The organism is Streptomyces sp. NBC_01116 (assembly GCF_041435495.1).
GTDB lineage: Bacteria > Actinomycetota > Actinomycetes > Streptomycetales > Streptomycetaceae > Streptomyces.
Window position 1 is genome coordinate 22,544 of the sequence record NZ_CP108645.1, and the last position, 15,971, is coordinate 38,514.

Annotated in this window: 17 protein-coding genes; 9 read left to right on the forward strand and 8 right to left on the reverse strand. The window is 69.9% G+C overall.

The window, feature by feature from the left end:
* Window positions 1–189: 189 nt before the first annotated feature.
* Window positions 190–1,007 (reverse strand): IS5 family transposase gene (locus OG245_RS37380; protein WP_331745261.1). Its coding sequence is split into 2 segments (ribosomal slippage): window positions 190–665 and window positions 665–1,007, totalling 819 coding nucleotides; the frame shifts between segments, so codons are not numbered across the junction.
* Between the two features lie 246 nt (window positions 1,008–1,253).
* Here OG245_RS37380 and OG245_RS37385 point away from each other — a divergent pair.
* The 4 genes from OG245_RS37385 (at window position 1,254) to OG245_RS37400 (ending at window position 3,090) form a co-directional block, all read left to right on the forward strand.
* Window positions 1,254–1,757 (forward strand): hypothetical protein, encoded by a 504-nt coding sequence (locus tag OG245_RS37385; protein ID WP_331745263.1) that lies wholly within the window; start codon window positions 1,254–1,256, stop codon window positions 1,755–1,757.
* Window positions 1,758–1,818: 61 nt separating this feature from the next.
* Window positions 1,819–2,226, forward strand: coding sequence for a DUF393 domain-containing protein (locus OG245_RS37390; protein ID WP_331745265.1), 408 nt, complete (start codon window positions 1,819–1,821; stop codon window positions 2,224–2,226).
* A 17-nt stretch (window positions 2,227–2,243) separates the two neighbouring features.
* Window positions 2,244–2,687, forward strand: coding sequence for a serine hydrolase domain-containing protein (locus OG245_RS37395; protein ID WP_331745268.1), 444 nt, complete (start codon window positions 2,244–2,246; stop codon window positions 2,685–2,687).
* Complete coding sequence (locus OG245_RS37400; protein ID WP_331745442.1) at window positions 2,632–3,090, forward strand: serine hydrolase; 459 nt, start codon at window positions 2,632–2,634, stop codon at window positions 3,088–3,090. The genes OG245_RS37395 and OG245_RS37400 overlap by 56 nt, the downstream gene beginning before the upstream one ends.
* Window positions 3,091–3,537: 447 nt before the next feature.
* Here the strand turns inward: OG245_RS37400 and OG245_RS37405 are convergent, their stop codons facing one another.
* From OG245_RS37405 to OG245_RS37420, 4 genes are all read right to left on the reverse strand, one after another.
* On the reverse strand, window positions 3,538–4,416 hold the full coding sequence (locus OG245_RS37405; RefSeq protein WP_331745270.1) for a hypothetical protein: 879 nt from the start codon (window positions 4,414–4,416) through the stop codon (window positions 3,538–3,540).
* A 130-nt stretch (window positions 4,417–4,546) separates the two neighbouring features.
* Entirely contained in the window at window positions 4,547–5,386 is an 840-nt protein-coding gene (locus OG245_RS37410) for a DUF721 domain-containing protein (protein WP_331745273.1), read from the reverse strand.
* Window positions 5,383–8,025: a hypothetical protein gene (locus OG245_RS37415; protein ID WP_331745276.1), complete on the reverse strand. Its 2,643-nt coding sequence runs from the start codon at window positions 8,023–8,025 to the stop codon at window positions 5,383–5,385. The genes OG245_RS37410 and OG245_RS37415 overlap by 4 nt, the downstream gene beginning before the upstream one ends.
* 567 nt (window positions 8,026–8,592) lie before the next feature.
* On the reverse strand, window positions 8,593–8,898 hold the full coding sequence (locus tag OG245_RS37420) for a helix-turn-helix transcriptional regulator (protein ID WP_124266601.1): 306 nt from the start codon (window positions 8,896–8,898) through the stop codon (window positions 8,593–8,595).
* A 114-nt stretch (window positions 8,899–9,012) separates the two neighbouring features.
* On the opposite strand from OG245_RS37420, the gene OG245_RS37425 reads away from it, so the two are divergent.
* From OG245_RS37425 to OG245_RS37435, 3 genes are all read left to right on the forward strand, one after another.
* Window positions 9,013–9,663, forward strand: a complete 651-nt coding sequence (locus OG245_RS37425; protein WP_124266602.1) for an HAD family hydrolase — start codon at window positions 9,013–9,015, stop codon at window positions 9,661–9,663.
* 4 nt (window positions 9,664–9,667) lie between these two features.
* A complete protein-coding gene (locus OG245_RS37430; RefSeq protein ID WP_331745280.1) occupies window positions 9,668–10,519 on the forward strand; it encodes a DUF1932 domain-containing protein in 852 nt (283 codons plus the stop codon).
* A 92-nt stretch (window positions 10,520–10,611) separates the two neighbouring features.
* Window positions 10,612–11,565, forward strand: coding sequence for an IS481 family transposase (locus tag OG245_RS37435; protein WP_331745282.1), 954 nt, complete (start codon window positions 10,612–10,614; stop codon window positions 11,563–11,565).
* A 27-nt stretch (window positions 11,566–11,592) separates the two neighbouring features.
* Here OG245_RS37435 and OG245_RS37440 read toward each other — a convergent pair whose 3' ends face one another.
* The 3 genes from OG245_RS37440 to OG245_RS37450 all read right to left on the reverse strand — a co-directional run bounded on the left by OG245_RS37440 (window position 11,593) and on the right by OG245_RS37450 (window position 14,131).
* On the reverse strand, window positions 11,593–12,162 hold the full coding sequence (locus OG245_RS37440) for a guanylate kinase (RefSeq protein WP_030593796.1): 570 nt from the start codon (window positions 12,160–12,162) through the stop codon (window positions 11,593–11,595).
* Window positions 12,159–13,196: an AAA family ATPase gene (locus OG245_RS37445; protein ID WP_030593794.1), complete on the reverse strand. Its 1,038-nt coding sequence runs from the start codon at window positions 13,194–13,196 to the stop codon at window positions 12,159–12,161. Before OG245_RS37445 ends, OG245_RS37440 begins: the two co-directional genes overlap by 4 nt.
* 182 nt (window positions 13,197–13,378) lie before the next feature.
* Window positions 13,379–14,131 carry a GntR family transcriptional regulator gene (locus tag OG245_RS37450; protein ID WP_030593793.1) on the reverse strand — a complete coding sequence of 251 codons (753 nt, stop codon included), beginning with the start codon at window positions 14,129–14,131 and terminating at the stop codon, window positions 13,379–13,381.
* A 261-nt stretch (window positions 14,132–14,392) separates the two neighbouring features.
* Between OG245_RS37450 and OG245_RS37455 the strand changes: the two genes are divergently transcribed.
* Both OG245_RS37455 and OG245_RS37460 read left to right on the forward strand, forming a co-directional pair.
* A complete protein-coding gene (locus OG245_RS37455; RefSeq protein WP_331745288.1) occupies window positions 14,393–14,776 on the forward strand; it encodes a hypothetical protein in 384 nt (127 codons plus the stop codon).
* 316 nt (window positions 14,777–15,092) lie between these two features.
* A complete protein-coding gene (locus OG245_RS37460; RefSeq protein ID WP_371628107.1) occupies window positions 15,093–15,887 on the forward strand; it encodes a hypothetical protein in 795 nt (264 codons plus the stop codon).
* Window positions 15,888–15,971: the final 84 nt, after the last annotated feature.

Consider the following 15,971-nt stretch of genomic DNA (forward strand, 5'->3'; position numbering starts at 1 on the left):
CCTCCCGATCGCGTGGGGAGTGTGGCGGCCCCCGGCGCGACGGCGGCGGCTGTGCTCGTCGTCCTGGCCGTCGCCGCCGCGCTATCCGGGCTGCGGTGGTGGACCGACACCCCTGTGCGGAGCGACGGACAAGCCTATGGGCCCGGCATCTGGGAGGCCGTCCGCCCGTGTCGCGCCTTAGACCGTGTCCTATGTGGTGAGTCGGAGGAGTCGTTTGTAGCAGCAGAGGGTTGCGGCGAGGCCGAGGAAGGCCAGGTAGTTGCGGGGGTGGCGTTCGTAGCGGTGGTTAAGTCTGCGGTATCCGGTCAGCCAGGACATGGTCCGCTCGATCACCCATCTGCGGCGGCCTAGCCGTTCGCTGGACTCAACTCCCTTGCGGGCGATGCGCACGCCGATGTGCTTGCCCCACAGCCATTTCCGCAGGTGAGGAACGTCGTAGGCTTTGTCCGCGTGCAGGCGCTGGGGCTTGAAGTAGCGCCCGCGGTGGGGGTCGTGTCTCGTTTGGTGGCCCTGGACCATGGGCTTCAGCGCGAGGCTGTCGTGGGTGTTCGCAGCGGAGATCCCGACAAGGAGGGGCAGTCCGTTCGCGTCCGACAGGACGTGCATCTTGGAACCCGGCTTGCCCCGGTCCACGGGGCTCGGACCTGTGAGTTCGCCCCCTTTTTAGCCCTCACGTGCGCGGAGTCGAGCACGGCCCGGGACAGATCGAGCAGGCCGGCGTCGTCCAGGCGGTGCAGGATCTCCTCGTGGAGCCGGCCCCACACACCGGCTCTCGACCAGATCAGGAACCTGCGGTGGGCTGTCGACTTCGATATCCCGAAGCACGGCGGCAGTGCCCGCCGGGCGCAACCGCTGACCAGCACGTAGATGATCGCGGCGAACAACGTCTCATCAGGCGTGTCCTGCGTCCCGCCACCCTGCGGCCGCACCTTCGACGGCGGGATCAGCGGCTCCGCGATCTCCCACAACCCATCGGGAACAATCCAACTCCAAGTACCCCGCCCCATGATGAGCCCAACGATCGACTCACCACATAGGACACGGTCTTAGTGTCGGTCCACAGCGCGGGACCGAACGCTGGTTCACCTGACCGCCGAGCGACTCCGGTCGGCGAAGAGGAGCCACCGGCGTTCGGTCTCATCGGACGGCGATCCACCGCCCACGATGAGCCACCCGCGTCCGTGACCGAGAAACGGAGTTGAAGAATGGAAACGCCATCGCCCCAGGACGCCGGGCCCAACCGGCAAGGGTGCATGATCGGCCTGTTCTGGATAGAACAGGACAGGGTGTGCCTGGGCTCGCCTCCGACCGAGGAGGACCCCGGCGTATTCCTCTTCCCGGCCCGGCTCTCGATCGGTGAAGGCGTCCAGCAACAAACATGGCCCTGGACCGATATCGCAGACCTGCAAGTCCTGGATGTTCCGGTCCGTTCATCCGCCGCCCGGTGGGCGACCCGAGTGACGAGCGTCGTCGCCGCAGCACTGAACGCCTGGGGCCCCGGCGGCCCGTCGATGATGACCGCAGTGGTGTGCGCCCGGGACGACCAGCGCGTCGAAACGCCGGTCTTCTCCGGCGCGGCCACCGCGTACACCCAGCGAGAGGTCGACCTCTCGCTCGGTCTGCTCTCCCACTTCGTGCGGGGCAGCGCCACACCAGCCCTGCTGACGCAGTGGTGGCAGGACAACCAGCCGTCCGACGTCCTGCACTCCCATGAGCGCGAAGCAGTCCTCGAAGACTGGATGTCACCCTTGATGTGAGACCCACGTACCCGCCGGCGCTTCCACACCCCGAGAACGGCCCAGCGATGAAGGGCACGTCATGAACAACACCGCGACCAGTGACGCAGAAGGACGCACCGTGCTCGCCTTCGACGGTGACTGCGGCTTCTGCCAGGCCGCTGTCCGGCAGATCCAGCTGCGGACCAACCCCCGCACAGCGGCGGTCGCCTGGCAGATGCTTCCACCAGAGCTGACCGAACCGCACCTGGAACGCCTGGACCGGGAAGTTCTCCTCTTGGACGGAGACCGAGTACGCGCCGGCGGGGTCGCCGCCCTGGCCGGTCTTCTCGCATCTTCCCCAGCCCGCGCCTACCGGGGCGTCGGACGGTTCCTGCGGCTCCCCCTGATCCGCCCGGCGGCGAACCTGATCTACCGGTGGGTGGCCAGGAACCGGCATCGGATGCCGGGCGGTACAGCAGCCTGCGCCGTGCCCCGCCCCCACAACTGAAAGCACAAGCACCCCCCATGCCCCAAGTACCCCTCTGCATACTCAGCAGTTCCCACACGCCGCAGGTCAGCCACGGCCACGACCTCGACCGTTTCGTCCAGATCGGCTCGCTCACCAAGCCACTGACCGGAACCCTCCTCGCCCAGCTGGCCTCCACCGGAACCCTCCAGATGGACGACCCCCTCGAACAGTTCCTTCCCGCCCCCGCCGGGACCGGCATCACCCTGAGACACCTCGCGGAACACACCGCGGCCCTCCCCCGCATCCCCCCCCCGCCTACGCAGAACCGACCCCTACGCCGACTTCGACGCCGGAGCCCTGGACTCAGTAGTACGGAACCTCGACTCCTTCACCACAGGCAGCCCCGGCCGGGAAGCGGAGTACTCCAACCTCGGCTACGCCCTCCTGGGCGCCGCCCTCGCCTCGGCAGCGCGGGCGGAGTACGAGGAACTGCTCCATGAACATGTGCTCGCGCCCCTGGGCCTCACCGCGATCACCTCGAACCCACCACCGGACAACCAACTGGCTGGACGCGGCTTCCTGGGCCGGCGCTTACGCCCCTGGACCATGAGCGGCGCGATCCTCCCGGCAGGAGGGCTGTGGGCGACCCCTCGTGATACCGCCCACCTCGTCACCAGGCTGCTCGTCGAAAGACGCCTGGGCGAACCGGCGCCATCCTGGCAGACGACCGGACGGCTCCACTGGCACGACGGTGCCACCCGAGGCGCCTCCGTCTTCGCAGGTGCCATGGACGACGGCACCTGGGTCATGGTCCACCGCCTATCTGGACACGCACTGCCAACGGAAGAGACGGCCGCCCGGGTCCTGAGAGACGCTGTGACTGGATCAGCCGGCGAAACCTGAACCGAGCCCGCTTCCCACCCTCCCGTACCTGCCCAGGCGGGTGGTCGCCGGCTGATGCCGGTCGAGCAGGGTGCCGACTTCCGCCAGCCGCCCGGCGAGACCGTACCCGCCCCGGCTTGATGTCCGCTCGCCCCCGGCGGCCCTCGGACCGCCATATCCGAGCTTGTTTTTAACCCGCTGCGCCCTCAAGGGGTGCGTGGTGTATTGGTCGGCCGTCCGGCTTGTTGATGAAGGCGGCGTGAGACAGAGCGCTACGGAGTGAGCATGTGAGACGGCCCCTTCTACAGAGTCAGACCTGACGGATACGAGATCTGCTTCGTGCCCGGTGCCGGAGAGGACCTCGACGAGGTCGATCACCAACTGCCGCCGCAAGTCATCGTCAAACGCTGTCGCTGGACGGCTGGGTCCAGCACCGACGGCAGGCACGCGAGCAGCAGGGCCGTGTTCTCAGGCGGGGCGGTGCGGGCCGCCGCAGTCCTGGTCGGTGAGCGTACCGAGCAGAGGCTCCGCAGCGGCGGGAGCGGCGTGGGGCTCTCCGCACACAGGGCCGTGCTCACTGTCGGGAGTGACCCAGACACCGGTCCAACGCGGGTGGCGGTCGGTGATGGGTTGGCCGCAATCCGCACAGAGCACGACGGGAACATCGTGCTTGCGCAGCAGGTCGGCAAGTCCGGCCTGCTGGAGCTCGGGGACATGGTCGTAGTAGCCGAGCCAGCTGACCATGGTCTGGGAAGTGTTCCAGGCAGCGGTATCGCGGGTGTCCTCCCACGTGGTGTCCGGGCCGACCGGGTGGAGAAGGCGCCATCCGAACACCGGCAGGCCCGGCCCGTGCGGTTCCGGCTCCTCCCGGAAGGGCTGCGGAACAGCGGCGGTGTAGTCGGGACGAACCTTGCGGATCTCAGCCTCCAGGACCGGCCGGATCACCGTGTGAAGGTCGTCCAGGGCGGCGAGGACTCCGGCCTCCAGCGCATCCCGCCTCTGTTCCCCGGCCTGGTGCCAGGCACACAGCAGGAGCTCCTCAAGTGAGCCGCCGACGAAGACGGCCTGTTCAACGGCGGCGGTACCGTCGTCGGCCAGGAGGACACGATGGCGCATCGTCGACCCGTCGATGCTGCCCGTCCACTCCACGGGCTCGCCAGCCTGTACAGCCTTCACCCCGTCGGCAGGAGTGGGGAATCGTTCAGCCATGACCTCGGGCATGTCGAGGTCCTCCTGCGGGGCGTCGTCCCAGTCCACCAGCCCGAGGCCCGCGTGCTGGGCGGGAGCGGTCCGGACCGGGGTTTGCTTCCGAGGCGCCCTGCGGTCCTTCTTGCGATTCTTCGGCATCGTCGTGGGTCTCCTTCACCTTCGCGGCCACCTGGCCTCGATCCTTGCATTCGCCAGCTGGCCCTATACCTCGGTCACCGAACTCAGGAGTCCATGCGCCGGCAGAGCCCGTTGGCGCGAGATCCTGACCTCACGCCGTACGGTCCAGACGCTCGGGTGCGGCCGCCGCCGAGGTGATGGTGGCCAGCCCGGAGCGTTCGGCGGCGAGGCGGTGCAGCGCCCGCGCCCGGGACACGTCGCTCGGCCGGGTACGTTGCTGGGCTGCTGCTTTGACGCGGAGATCCTGGAGGGCCTGACGGCCGTCGGCGAAGCACTCCTCCGGTTCCCGGAGCCGTTCCCGGAGCTGCCGTTCGGCGGCCGCCTGGATCTCGGGGTTGGTGTGCTGCTGGGTGGTGTTCCAGGTGGCGCGGTGGGCGGCGATGGTCTCGCGGTAGCCCTCCGGCGGATCCGCGCGGTGCATCGGTGCGGCGGGTGCGGTCGGCTGCGGGGCCGGTTCGGCGGCCGCCGTGGCGGGGCTGGCCTTCATGGGTGCGGGTGTCAGGATGTGCAGGGCGCGGACGTTCGCGCTGGGCACCGCCTTGTTGGCCGCCGCGATCAGCTTCGGGGCGCTCCAGCGCAGCTGCGTCCCGGCTGCCGGAAGGTCGGGGGTGACGTCCAGGCGGCCGGTCTCCGCGTCGAAGGCCACGGCCTTCACGCGCCCGGCGAGTTCGGGCACAACCGCGGTGAGGATGGTGTCGAATTCGGCGAGGACGCCTCCGCCGGCGGCCGGGGCGGCCATGCCGCGCTCGGTCATCATCATGCTGATCGCGCTGCCCAGCCCGAGCGGCTCACGGCCGTCGCGCCGTACGACGGTGGTGGTGCGCCGCTTCGGCTTCTGCCGGGTGGCACCGCTCTTCCTCGCCGCTTCCCGGGCCGCGAGCAGGGCCTGGCGTGCGAGGTCGACGCCTCTCAGCTCCGGCTCGGTGGTCATGCGATCACCGCCCCGGCCGTGTCGGTGTGCAGCGGGCGGGCGGCGAGCTCGGGCAGCCGGTCCGTCCACGGCACGGCCGGGGCCTGTTCGGTCCGGGCGGCGGTCTGCTCGCGCAGCTGCTTCAGCCGCGTCGTGAGCAGGTACTCGGCAGCGCGCTCCCGGGCGGTGGCGGCGGCCTTCGTCGCCGCCGCGATGGCGTCCGCACCGGTCGGGTTGTGCCGGAACCAGCGCCGCCCCTGCTCGGTGAGGAACGCCCGGCGGGCCTCCGCTTCGGCTTCCTCGGTCCGCCCGAGCCGCTCCAGGGCGTTGCTGCGGTAGTCCGACAGCGCCGCTTCCACCGTCTGGAGCGCGGCGAAGGCCAGCACCGCTGCTGCACCGGTCGGGTCCGTGTCGAGCTCGCCCGGCTGCACCGGGTCAAGGAACTCGCGCTGGGTGTGCTTGATATCGGCTTCCAGCGACGCCCGGACACCGGCGGTGACGGCGTCGATGTCGTCCCGGTCGTCCAGTACGGCCGCCCAGGTCGCGGCGAGCAGCCCGGTCTCCACCGTCAGGGTCTCGGTCCGGCGCCGGTAGCCGCACGCCTCGCACAACCCGCCGGCCTGCTGCTGCCCGCAGTCCTCGCACGCCAGCGCCTGACGGACCGTCTCAGCGGCAGCCGCGGCCGCACGCTCGTCCTTGGCCCGCTCCTGGTCAGCCGCACGGACCGCAGCACGCCGGGCCTTCTCCGCACGGGCCTGCTCCTGCCGCCACACGAGGTCCTGCGCCTCGGCAGCAGCGTGTTCGCGCAGCCGCTCCTCGAGGACGCGGCGGCGCTCGTCGTCGCCCAGGTGGGGCAGCTCCCGGTCGATCTCCGCAACGGTCCGAGCACGGCGAGCGCGCCGGAGGTGGACCACGTTGCCACAGTTCCCGCACTCGCCGCCGGTGTCCAAGCGGGTCCCGTCGTCGCAGCGCCGGTCCGAGCACGACGGCCGCCGCACCAGGCCCCGGCCGATCAGCCACCCGAACGGCTTTTTGATCAGGGCCTCGCCGCCGGTTTCCTCCAGGCGGCCGGTGAGCCGGTCGGCCAGCAGCCGCGGCGCTCGCTCCGCTGCCACGCCCAGACCCGCCATCTGCGAAAGCTCCGCCTTCGCTGCCGCCGCCACCTGGTCCTGCTGCCAGCCGGACAGCCCCGCCCACAGCCACGACACCGGCCCCAGAGCCACCCGCAGACCAAGATCAGCCGGAAGGCCCACCCTCCGCTGCTGCTGCGCCTTTCCACCACCCACAGCCTTCGGACGGCCACCTGCCCCAGCCCCGGCAGCACGCTTCTCCACCCGCTCATCGACCGGGGACTCCTTCGGCTTTTCCCCGCGAAGCGGGCCGCCCGCCGCCACCGGCGACCCGGTCCCGGCAGCGGCGGTCTCGCCGTCGACGTCCTGGTCCTCGCGCACGCACACGCGCTCCGGCCGACGGCCTTCACCCCCACGGCCTTCGCCGGAAAAACCACAATCAAGCCGCGGAGGAACTACCGGAGTAACCACAGAAGCGTGGACTGTGTGGAGCTCTGCACCAGTGGAACGCGCCGGAATCTCCGCCTCGGAGGCCCTCTCAGCCTCCGACTCCCCAGACGCCCCAAGGGCCCCGGCCTCCACGGCCGGAGCAAGATCTCCGCCTGCACCAGCGGGACGGGCCGAAAACACGGCTTCGGAGCTCTGAGCGGCCTCCACAACAGCCAGGTCCCGGCCGTACGCGCGGGCCACCGGCAGGACCATGACCCGGCCCCTACCGTCCATCCCCGTGCCGGTCCCCTTCCGTCCATGAGCGGCGACACCGGCCTCCGTCAGCCGCGCCAGCACCTTCTTCCCGCCCGCCGGCGAGCAGCCCAGCAGCCGCGCCATCGTCGCCGCCCCGCGGCCCTCGCGCTTCTTCACCGAGCCACCGCGCAGCTGCAGCCAGCCCGACGACCCGGTATTCAGCACCATCAGCAGCAGTCCGAGCCGGTCCGTCGCAGCCCCGCGACCCTTGCGGGCCGCCAGCAGCCCCGGCGGCGTCGGCTCCTTGCCCTCCGGAGCCCAGCCGTGCCCGAACAGCGCCTCGATGAGATGCAGCAGCGTCGCCAGCTCCACCTTCGACAACGCCAGCGGGTGTCCCGCTCCCCCGCCCTTGCGGGCATTCCACAACGGCATCACCAGGCACCTCAGCCCGGTCGGATGCCCCTGCGCGTCCGGTACCACCTCGGTACGCAGCCCACCAGACTTCTTCAACGGGGCCAGTCCCCGGCGGTGGACCGTGGACTCCCCCACACCCATCCACCGGCCCAGCTCCGCGACCCAGATCGACGTCACGTTGTCGTACTTGCCGCCCTTCGGCGCCCGCGACTTCGCGTACAGCACCACCGCGGCGAGCCTCGCCACGTCCGGCTGTCCCGCGATCGACGGATCCGCCAGCAGCGCCTGGAGCGCGTCCCGCAGCCGCAACCGCATCCTCCGGCCCAGACGCAGCGGGTTCTCCGAGCGGTCGCCCGTCTGCTCGGATGCCGGCACCGACCGCAGCGCGGTCCGCTGCCCGGGAAGCCCTGCCCGCAGCTCGTCGACCGAGTTGTCGACGTCCTCAGGCAGCGGGACGTCCAGCACGGTGGCCGACGCCGCGCCCGCGCTCACAGGGCACCACCGCTATACCGGGTGACTGACCGGTATGCCGCCGAAAACCTCTGCGGCGCACAAGGTGCAAAGCCTGACGAATCGACGACCGATCCCGTCACACGGGAAGATTCGGACACCCAAACCGGATCGAAATGGACATGGGTCGGCTTTTCATAAACCGGGAGATCGGGCACTATGACGTTGACCAGCTTTCAGATGCGCGGACATACCAGAGCCCTCGGGCCCGGTCTGGATGTGCAGATGAGGTTGGACACCGGTCAGGCGAGTAGAGATCACCTCTCTTCCTTCGTTTGGCCGGTGGACCGCGAAGCCCCTGTGGTGGGGGCTCCGCAGTAACACCAGCGGTGCTGATCTGTGGCTGTGGTGGCCGTGGTAAGCGGCCGGTGGTGGGTGGCCCTGGTAAGGGGCCGAATAAGAAATGAGCGGCTCAGTGAGCCGCGGCTCAGGACCAGCGCGAACTGGGACCTGAGCGACCGACACGGCGGTACGCCGGTCGGTAGACGGGCCGTGCGGCCAGCGGATTGGTAGTCCGCTTCCTGGCGCGCGCGACCGATGGCCACTAGGTCATCCCGACCCCCCTTCGGAGGCCGGCGTCGGCATGCCCTCATCCAGCTCAGCGGCTTCGGGGAAACGCTCCGCGAGGCGCTTGAGCAGGTGAATGTAGGCAGTGCGCTGCGGACGCCGAGGGTTGCTCTTCCCCAGCTCCCAACGCACGACGGCGAGGCGCTTCACACCGACCGCGTCCGCGACGTCCTGCTGCGTGAGGTTCGCGGCGAGGCGCAGCTGAGCGCGCACGCGCGGCGGTGGCAGGACGTCGTCCAGGCCGTCCAGCAGGGCATCAACCCGCTTCAGGCGGTCCGGGTCGGACATAGCGCAGGCTCCCGTGATCGATGGATCTCCGAAACATACACCATTTGATCCGGAGTGGGGGTGCGCTGCTGCCGTGAACGGCGATGCGCCCGACGCCCGGTAAGGTCCGGGACCGTGCACCGACTCGCGCTTTTCGATCTGGACGGCACGCTGACCGACCGACAGGCGGCGCTCAGCGACGCGTTGACCTTCCTGTGCCGCTCCCGCGCGCTCTCCCCAGACGCCGAGCGGTGGCTGCGCATCGAGCTGGCCGACCGCGCGACCGTCAACGACTTCGCCCGGCTGCGGAACGCCTTCACCCTGAAGGCGTCGGCTGCGGACCTGTGGGAGGAGTACGTCGACCTCATGTCGTCCGCCGTCACTTGCCGCCCCGAGGTCATCGAGGGCCTGGTCCGCCTGCGCGCGGCTGCCTGGACGATCGGCATCATCACCAACGGGGCCGGTGACATCCAGCGCGCCAAACTCGCCGCGACCGGCCTCGACGTCCTGGTCGACGGCCTTGCGGTCTCGGGCGACCTGGAGGTCCGCAAGCCGGACCTGCGCCTCTTCCAACTCGCAGCCGCCCATTGCGGCGTGAACCTCGCGGATGGCGGCTGGATGGTCGGTGACAACCCGACCGGAGACATCGGCGGTGGCCACCAGGCTGGCCTGCGCACTATCTGGCTGCGCGGACGCCCCTGGCCTGACGGACTTCCCGCCGCGCACCACGTCGTCGACGACGTCACCGACGCCATCACCATCCTGCTCAACGAGAACTCGGAGTAGCACTGTGGACCAGCCGACTGTCGGTATCCTCCACCCCGGCAGCATGGGCGCCGCCGTCGCCGCCTGCGCCGCGACCAACGCGACCGCGGTCCTCTGGTGCGAGACGGGGCGCAGCACCGCGTCGGCGGCGCGCGCCGCCCAGTTCGGCCTGACACCGGTGGTCGCGTTGGCCGAACTGCTGGACCGCAGCGACATTGTCATCAGCCTCTGCCCGCCGGCCTTTGCCGAGGACCTGGCCCGCGACGTCGCCGAGCACCGCTTCGCCGGGGTGTACGTGGAGGCGAACGCCATCAATCCCACGCGCGTGCAGCGAACCGCCGCCCTGCTCGCACCGACCGCGACCGTCGTGGACGGCGGCGTAGTCGGTTCCCCGCCGGTCGGAGGCAAGGCGCCGACCCTGTATCTGTCCGGGCCCGCTGACGCGACCGCCCGCATCGAGGCGCTGTTCACGGACACCGCCGTCCAGACTTCGGTGCTGGGCACGGAGGTGGGGAAGGCGTCCGCGCTGAAGCTGTCGTACGCCAGCTTCCAGAAGACCTCGCGGGTGCTGGTGGCGCTTGCGGTCGGGATGGCGCGCGAGCACGGCGTCGACCAGGAGCTCATCGAGGTCGCCTCACGGCGCACCGACTCGTACCTGTCCGAGCCGCAGTACGTCGCCAAGACCGCAGCCCGCGCCTGGCGCTGGGGGCCGGAGCTCGAGGAAGCCGCCGACGCCCTCGCGGCCGCCGGCCTTCCCCCGGAGATGCTGCGCGCGGCCGCGTCCACGCTGGCACGGTGGCATGAGGTCAAGGACGACAGCGCGCTCACGCTCACCGACGCCCTAGATGTTCTGTCCAGGGAGGTTGTGGACGGGTGAGGCAGGTCTCGGCTGAGGGGTCTTGAACGGGTGAGGACCTTCCGGGTTCGGTGTGGATTGCGACATCTCCACCAAACGATCAGAAGGCCCTCATGCCCCACCGTAATGCACCCTTGACCGAGACCGGACGCCTGCGTCTGGCCCGCTGCGTGGTCGAGGACGGCTGGCCTCTGCGCCGGGCCGCCGAACGCTTCCAGGTCTCGCCCACCACTGCCCAGCGGTGGGCCGCCCGCTACCGGGCCATGGGCCAGGCCGGCATGAGCGACCGTTCCTGCCGTCCGCACCGCAGCCCCCGCCGCACCCCGACCCGCACCGAACGCCGGATCATCAAGGTCCGCATTACCCGCCGCTGGGGGCCGGCTCGCATCGCGGGCCTGCTGAACCTGCCCGCCTCCACCGTCCATCGCGTGCTGACCCGCTTCGGCCTGGCCCGCCTCGCACACCTCGACCGGGTCACCGGGACCGTCATACGCCGCTACGAACGCGACCGGCCCGGCGAACTCGTCCACGTCGACATCAAGAAGCTGGGAAACATCCCCGACGGCGGCGGCCACAAGACCCTCGGCCGCCAGGCCGGCCGCAAGAATCGCAAGAACGCCGGCTACAGCTACATCCACACCGCCGTCGACGACCACTCCCGCCTCGCCTACAGCGAGATCCACGCCGACGAGAAGAAGGAGACCGCCACCGCCTTCTGGACACGTGCACACGCCTACTTCACCAGCGTCGGGATCACCGTCGAGCGGGTCCTGACCGATAACGGCGCCTGCTACAAGTCCCACGCCTGGCGCGATGTGCTGGCGGCGGCCGGGATCACCCACAAGCGAACCCGGCCCTACCGGCCCCAGACCAACGGCAAGGTCGAACGCCTCAACCGCACGCTCCTGGACGAGTGGGCCTACGCCCGCGCCTACCGGTCAGAACAGGAACGACGCGACGCCTACCCTGCCTGGCTGCACACCTACAATCACCACCGCGGACACACCGCACTCGCAGGCAAACCACCCGCCAGCCGCGTCCCCAACCTCACTGGGCAATACACCTAGACCGACTCGCCCACCCGTAGCCCACGGTCATACCGACGCCGCCCCCGCCCGCTGCGCCAGCAGCTGGTCGATGAGTCGAGCCGCGTCCTGCGGGGCCGCCGCCGTGGTGTCCACGGTCAGGTCCCAGGTCGCACCCGGGTGCGCGTCTAGGTCTGCACGGGTCGCGTCCCACGCCGCCAGGCGTGCTGCGGTGTCGCTGTCGCCGCGCCCCGCCGACCGCTGCGCGGTCACCTCGCGCGGGCACCACAGCAGCACCACCGACCAGTCGGCCGGGTAGCCGTCGACCAGCGCGCGAATGCCGTCGATCTGCCCGAGGTGCATCACCGGCACCCCGGCCGCGAACGCCGCGTCGACGCCAGGCCGGTCGATCGCGTACGTGTTGCCATACCGGGAGTTCGCGTAGACGACGTCGCCTACGGACTCCAGCTCGTGCAGCTGCTCGGGTGTGCCCATTCGGTAGCCGGTGGCCTTACCCGTCCCCACCTTGAGCCGCGCGAACTGCGCGTACTTCGGGTCCAGCTCGGTGAGCGCGGTGGTGACAGTGTCCTTGCCTGATGCCGGCGGGCCGTACAGGATCACGCCCAGTTTCGGGGTCACGTGTACATCGCTCCCATCGCCTGCCGGGCCTGGTCTGCGAGCGTCACCGCTGTGCCCAGCCGGTTGTCCACCACCAGGTGCGGCACCGCAGGGCGCAGGTCTAGGTCGATGGTCGCTATGTACTCGTCCCAGCGCGCCAGCTTCCACGCATCGCGGGCCGCGGACCGGAATCCGATGTATTCGCGCATCGATTCTTCGTCGCAACGCACCCACACGGGGAAGACGTCGACGCCCATGGAGCCGGCCCGGTTGGTCAGGCGCTGCATCCAGGCCGGGTCGGTCATCTCCGCAATGAACGGTGCGGTGAGCACGGTGGAGATGCCGCACCTGATGTTGGCCATGGCCGACTGCATCAGGCAGTCGTACTCCACCGGCCGGACTTGCTCGCGGTAGAGGTCGGTGTGCCTGTCGTTCGCGTCGCCGCCCAGGGCGACGAGGAGGCGCTCAACGAGCGGGCGGGTGAGCGGGTCCTTGTCGAGCAGCGGCCAGCCGGTGAGCTGGACGAAAAAGCGGGCGAGCTCGGTCTTTCCACTGCCGGCGAAGCCGCCGACCAGGATGAGCACCGGACGGTGAGGGTCTCCGCCCGTGTGCCGACGCTTCCACGCATCGATGATCCGCTGCTGCAGGTCGAAGTGGTCAGCCTCGTCCGAGCCCGGCGCGATGCGGTGGATAGCGCGCTCAACAGCCAGGACGTGTGATCCGTTAAGGCGGTCGTCCAGCGGCGTGAGCTTGAAGGAGGACTCCTCACCGGGCAGGGCCGTACGGAATCCCAAGTCAGGTTCAGTGGCCCGGTAGAGGAGGCAGTAGGCCCGCCGGTAGTGGGGGCCGGGGAAGACCTCGCCCTGCTCGTGCTGCCATAGGGTCTGAGGATTTGCGGCGGGGATGCCCTTGAGCTTCGCTTGCTCGGCAACCGCCCGAAGACGCTCGCCAGCCTTCTCCAGGGTCAGGCCGTGGGCCTCACGCTGCTCCCGGAGCCGGTCTGGCCTCCACCCTGCTCGCTGCTTCCCCACCCTCTGCTCCTCCGTCATCGTCATGGCCGCGAGCCTAGAGCTCACGCTCCAAATCCCATGTGTACGTAGATGTTGAAAACCCGTGAACACGGGTGTGCACGAGCTTCGACAAGGCTTTGTGATGTTGCGGAGCGGCGCTCGCGAGTGTGATGGCCCCCACAAGACGACCAGTCATCAGGGGGCACGACATGGACGAGCTGAGCCGCTTAGGCATCGAACGCGTACTCCAGCACGTAGGCCGCGCTGTCCATGGTCATCTCGTTCACTTCGACGGCCTCAAGCCCGGCGTCGAAGGCGGTGCGACACAGCTTGATGACCGGACGCTCCAGGGGCATGGCCAGCCCTTTGGCCTCCCCAGCGATGGGCAGGCGGCACCGGATCTCTTCGCGGAAGTGAGCGGGCGCGTGCCCGAGCTCAGCGAGCCGGGCGTACGTGCCGCCCTCGCCGGTGTCTACGCGCATGATCGCTGTGCCTTCGGCCAGGCTGAGAGGCAGGTACGAGGTAGCGAGCATGACGGGCCTGTCAGCCAGCACGAAGCGTCGGGACCGAGCGCAGAGGAGTTCGCCCTCCTCAATGTCCAGCATCCGGGCGATGTGTGCGGGCGCGGCCACGGTGTCCACGCGGACATCGATCGTGACCGGGCGTTCCTCGTCGGCGGACCAGATGGACTTGCCAGCGCCCCACTGCTCGCGTGCGAGCCGCTGGATGCCGTGACGCCGGATCGGGCGGAACTCGATGACTCGAGCGCCGGCACCCTTCTTCGTCTCCACCAAGCCTTCGATCCGCAGGATCTTCAGCGCCTGGCGGGCGGTAAGCACAGCGACCTCGTACTTGGCGGCAAGTGCGCTCTCCCCCGGCAGCCGATCGCCGGGGCCGTACGCGCCGGACTCGATCGCCGCTTTCAGGTCGTCGGCAATCCGCTGGTACTTGGGCCGCTGTTCGCCCGTGTCCTTCGCCATGCATCTCCCTACCTCGTTAGCGATCCTACGGCCGCTGGCTATCGAGGAACCGGCAGGGCACCCCGGTGTGTGAGGCAGCCACCGGGCGAGCGTACCTCGTTAACGTACTTCTTGACATCGTTAACGAGGATAGGTGTACTGAAGACGCACCGAACCTCGGTAACGAGGTCCGGGCGGGCGCCGAAGAGGTGCTGCTTCGCCCTGCCCACACGCCATCGGGACGCCTCCCGAGCTCAGCACCTCCGAAGGGAGCACCACCTCATGAACACCACCAGCCGCCCCGCCGCCAGCCTTACCACCGAGACCTCCGACGCGGAGACGCTCGCGCTCCTGGAGGCCGTCGAAGTGCCGCTCCCCGACTTTGCCGACCTCGACCTGGACGTCGCCTTCGGTACACCGCTGGAGATGTACGAGGCCGGCCCCCTCCCCCACGAGCGGCTGGACGGCCTGGACATCACCGCCGCCATCGCCGCGATCGCTGCCCGCGAGAACCGCATGCTCGCCGCCCGCGACATCGTCGCCGTCGATCCGACCACCACCGAGTTGGTGCGCGAGCGCCTGGTCGACGTCCTTCTCCCCTACGCCGAGCAGCTGCGCATCACGCCGCCCGTCACCGCCACGGAGCCCATGCCTCTCGCGGCCTAGCTCCAGCCGGGTCTTCACGGACCCGGCTCCCCCACCCGGACGCCGTCTAGCACGCGGCCGGATGAGGGAGCCGGAACCTCGGTCCCCTGCACCACCCACAACCGAAGAGCACTACCGCAGAGAGCTATGTGGATGCCCGCCTCAACTGGCGGGATGCCGGGTGACGAACGACGAGGTCCCCGTGCCGGCCCTTTGCGCGCACCACCCACAGCAGTTGCGCTGCCCCCTCTCCACGGCCCCTCGTACGCCCGTGGCGGGCGGAGAACGCAACCAAGTTTGAACCCGAGCTTCTTTCTTGTTGACCAGGGAGTTCCTGATGCGTCCCAGCCGTCGGCCCGCCCTCAAGGCGAGCGAGATCCCGCCCCAGAACCTCAACCTCCGCGAGGGCGAGCGCCAGTCGATCGTCTGTCCCGACTGCGACTCGTGGCACCCGCTCTACCGCAAGATGATCAAAACCCACCACCTGGACCGAGAGGTCTGCGGCGGCCGCGCTCCCCGCTGCCCCGGCAGCGCGCAGCTGATCGACATGGACATCAGCGTCGAGCAGTGGGGCGAGAGGATGCTCGCCGCCGACAGCACGGCAACAGGCCGCCGCTCCGCCCGCCAGCACTACAAGCCGCTGGCGCAGCCGCCCACCCCGATCTACCGCCTCGCTGACCGAGGACCGCAGGGCACGCCGACCCTGCACCGCCTGCTCCCGCTGCTTGAGCACGCCCGCCACGCCGTCGACCAGCACCGCGCCGCCTGCTCCCGCTGCACAGCTGGCGGACGGTGCGAGACGGGCCGCGCCCTAGAGGTCCGCGCCGCTGAGACCCAGGCGTCCTGCGCGATCGCCCGCGAGCAGCTGAAGCACCAGGAGCGCCAGCGGGGCGGTCGCGCGGCCGCTCGGAAGCGCGAGGCCGGGTGGGCCGCCGTACTCCCGGCGGTGCAGGATGCCGACACCCGCCGTGCGGTCGTTCCCGTTCCGCCCGCCCGGACCGAGGCGCCCGCCCAGGCCGAGGTCCCCTGCGTGCCGACGGAGCCGTACGACTTCGAGACCTTCGACCGGCGGCAGGCCGAGCTGGGCAAGCAGTACGCGCAGCGGAAGACCACGGCGGCTCTGCCCGCCTGACCTTGCGACGAACGACCGAGGCCCCGGCCGACCCGATCACTCGGGTCGGCCGGGGCCTCGGCTGCTCGTACAGCAGTCGACTCC

What these genes read in the sequence shown, in the direction of transcription:
- OG245_RS37455 (WP_331745288.1), top strand. Translation starts at nt 14,393, where the DNA reads ATGAACACCACCAGCCGCCCCGCCGCCAGCCTTACCACCGAGACCTCC.
- OG245_RS37385 (WP_331745263.1), top strand. Translation starts at nt 1,254, where the DNA reads ATGATCGGCCTGTTCTGGATAGAACAGGACAGGGTGTGCCTGGGCTCG.
- OG245_RS37435 (WP_331745282.1), top strand. Translation starts at nt 10,612, where the DNA reads ATGCCCCACCGTAATGCACCCTTGACCGAGACCGGACGCCTGCGTCTG.
- OG245_RS37390 (WP_331745265.1), top strand. Translation starts at nt 1,819, where the DNA reads ATGAACAACACCGCGACCAGTGACGCAGAAGGACGCACCGTGCTCGCC.
- OG245_RS37420 (WP_124266601.1), bottom strand. Translation starts at nt 8,898, where the DNA reads ATGTCCGACCCGGACCGCCTGAAGCGGGTTGATGCCCTGCTGGACGGC.
- OG245_RS37450 (WP_030593793.1), bottom strand. Translation starts at nt 14,131, where the DNA reads ATGGCGAAGGACACGGGCGAACAGCGGCCCAAGTACCAGCGGATTGCC.
- OG245_RS37405 (WP_331745270.1), bottom strand. Translation starts at nt 4,416, where the DNA reads ATGCCGAAGAATCGCAAGAAGGACCGCAGGGCGCCTCGGAAGCAAACC.
- OG245_RS37445 (WP_030593794.1), bottom strand. Translation starts at nt 13,196, where the DNA reads ATGACGATGACGGAGGAGCAGAGGGTGGGGAAGCAGCGAGCAGGGTGG.
- OG245_RS37395 (WP_331745268.1), top strand. Translation starts at nt 2,244, where the DNA reads ATGCCCCAAGTACCCCTCTGCATACTCAGCAGTTCCCACACGCCGCAG.
- OG245_RS37460 (WP_371628107.1), top strand. Translation starts at nt 15,093, where the DNA reads ATGCGTCCCAGCCGTCGGCCCGCCCTCAAGGCGAGCGAGATCCCGCCC.
- OG245_RS37410 (WP_331745273.1), bottom strand. Translation starts at nt 5,386, where the DNA reads ATGACCACCGAGCCGGAGCTGAGAGGCGTCGACCTCGCACGCCAGGCC.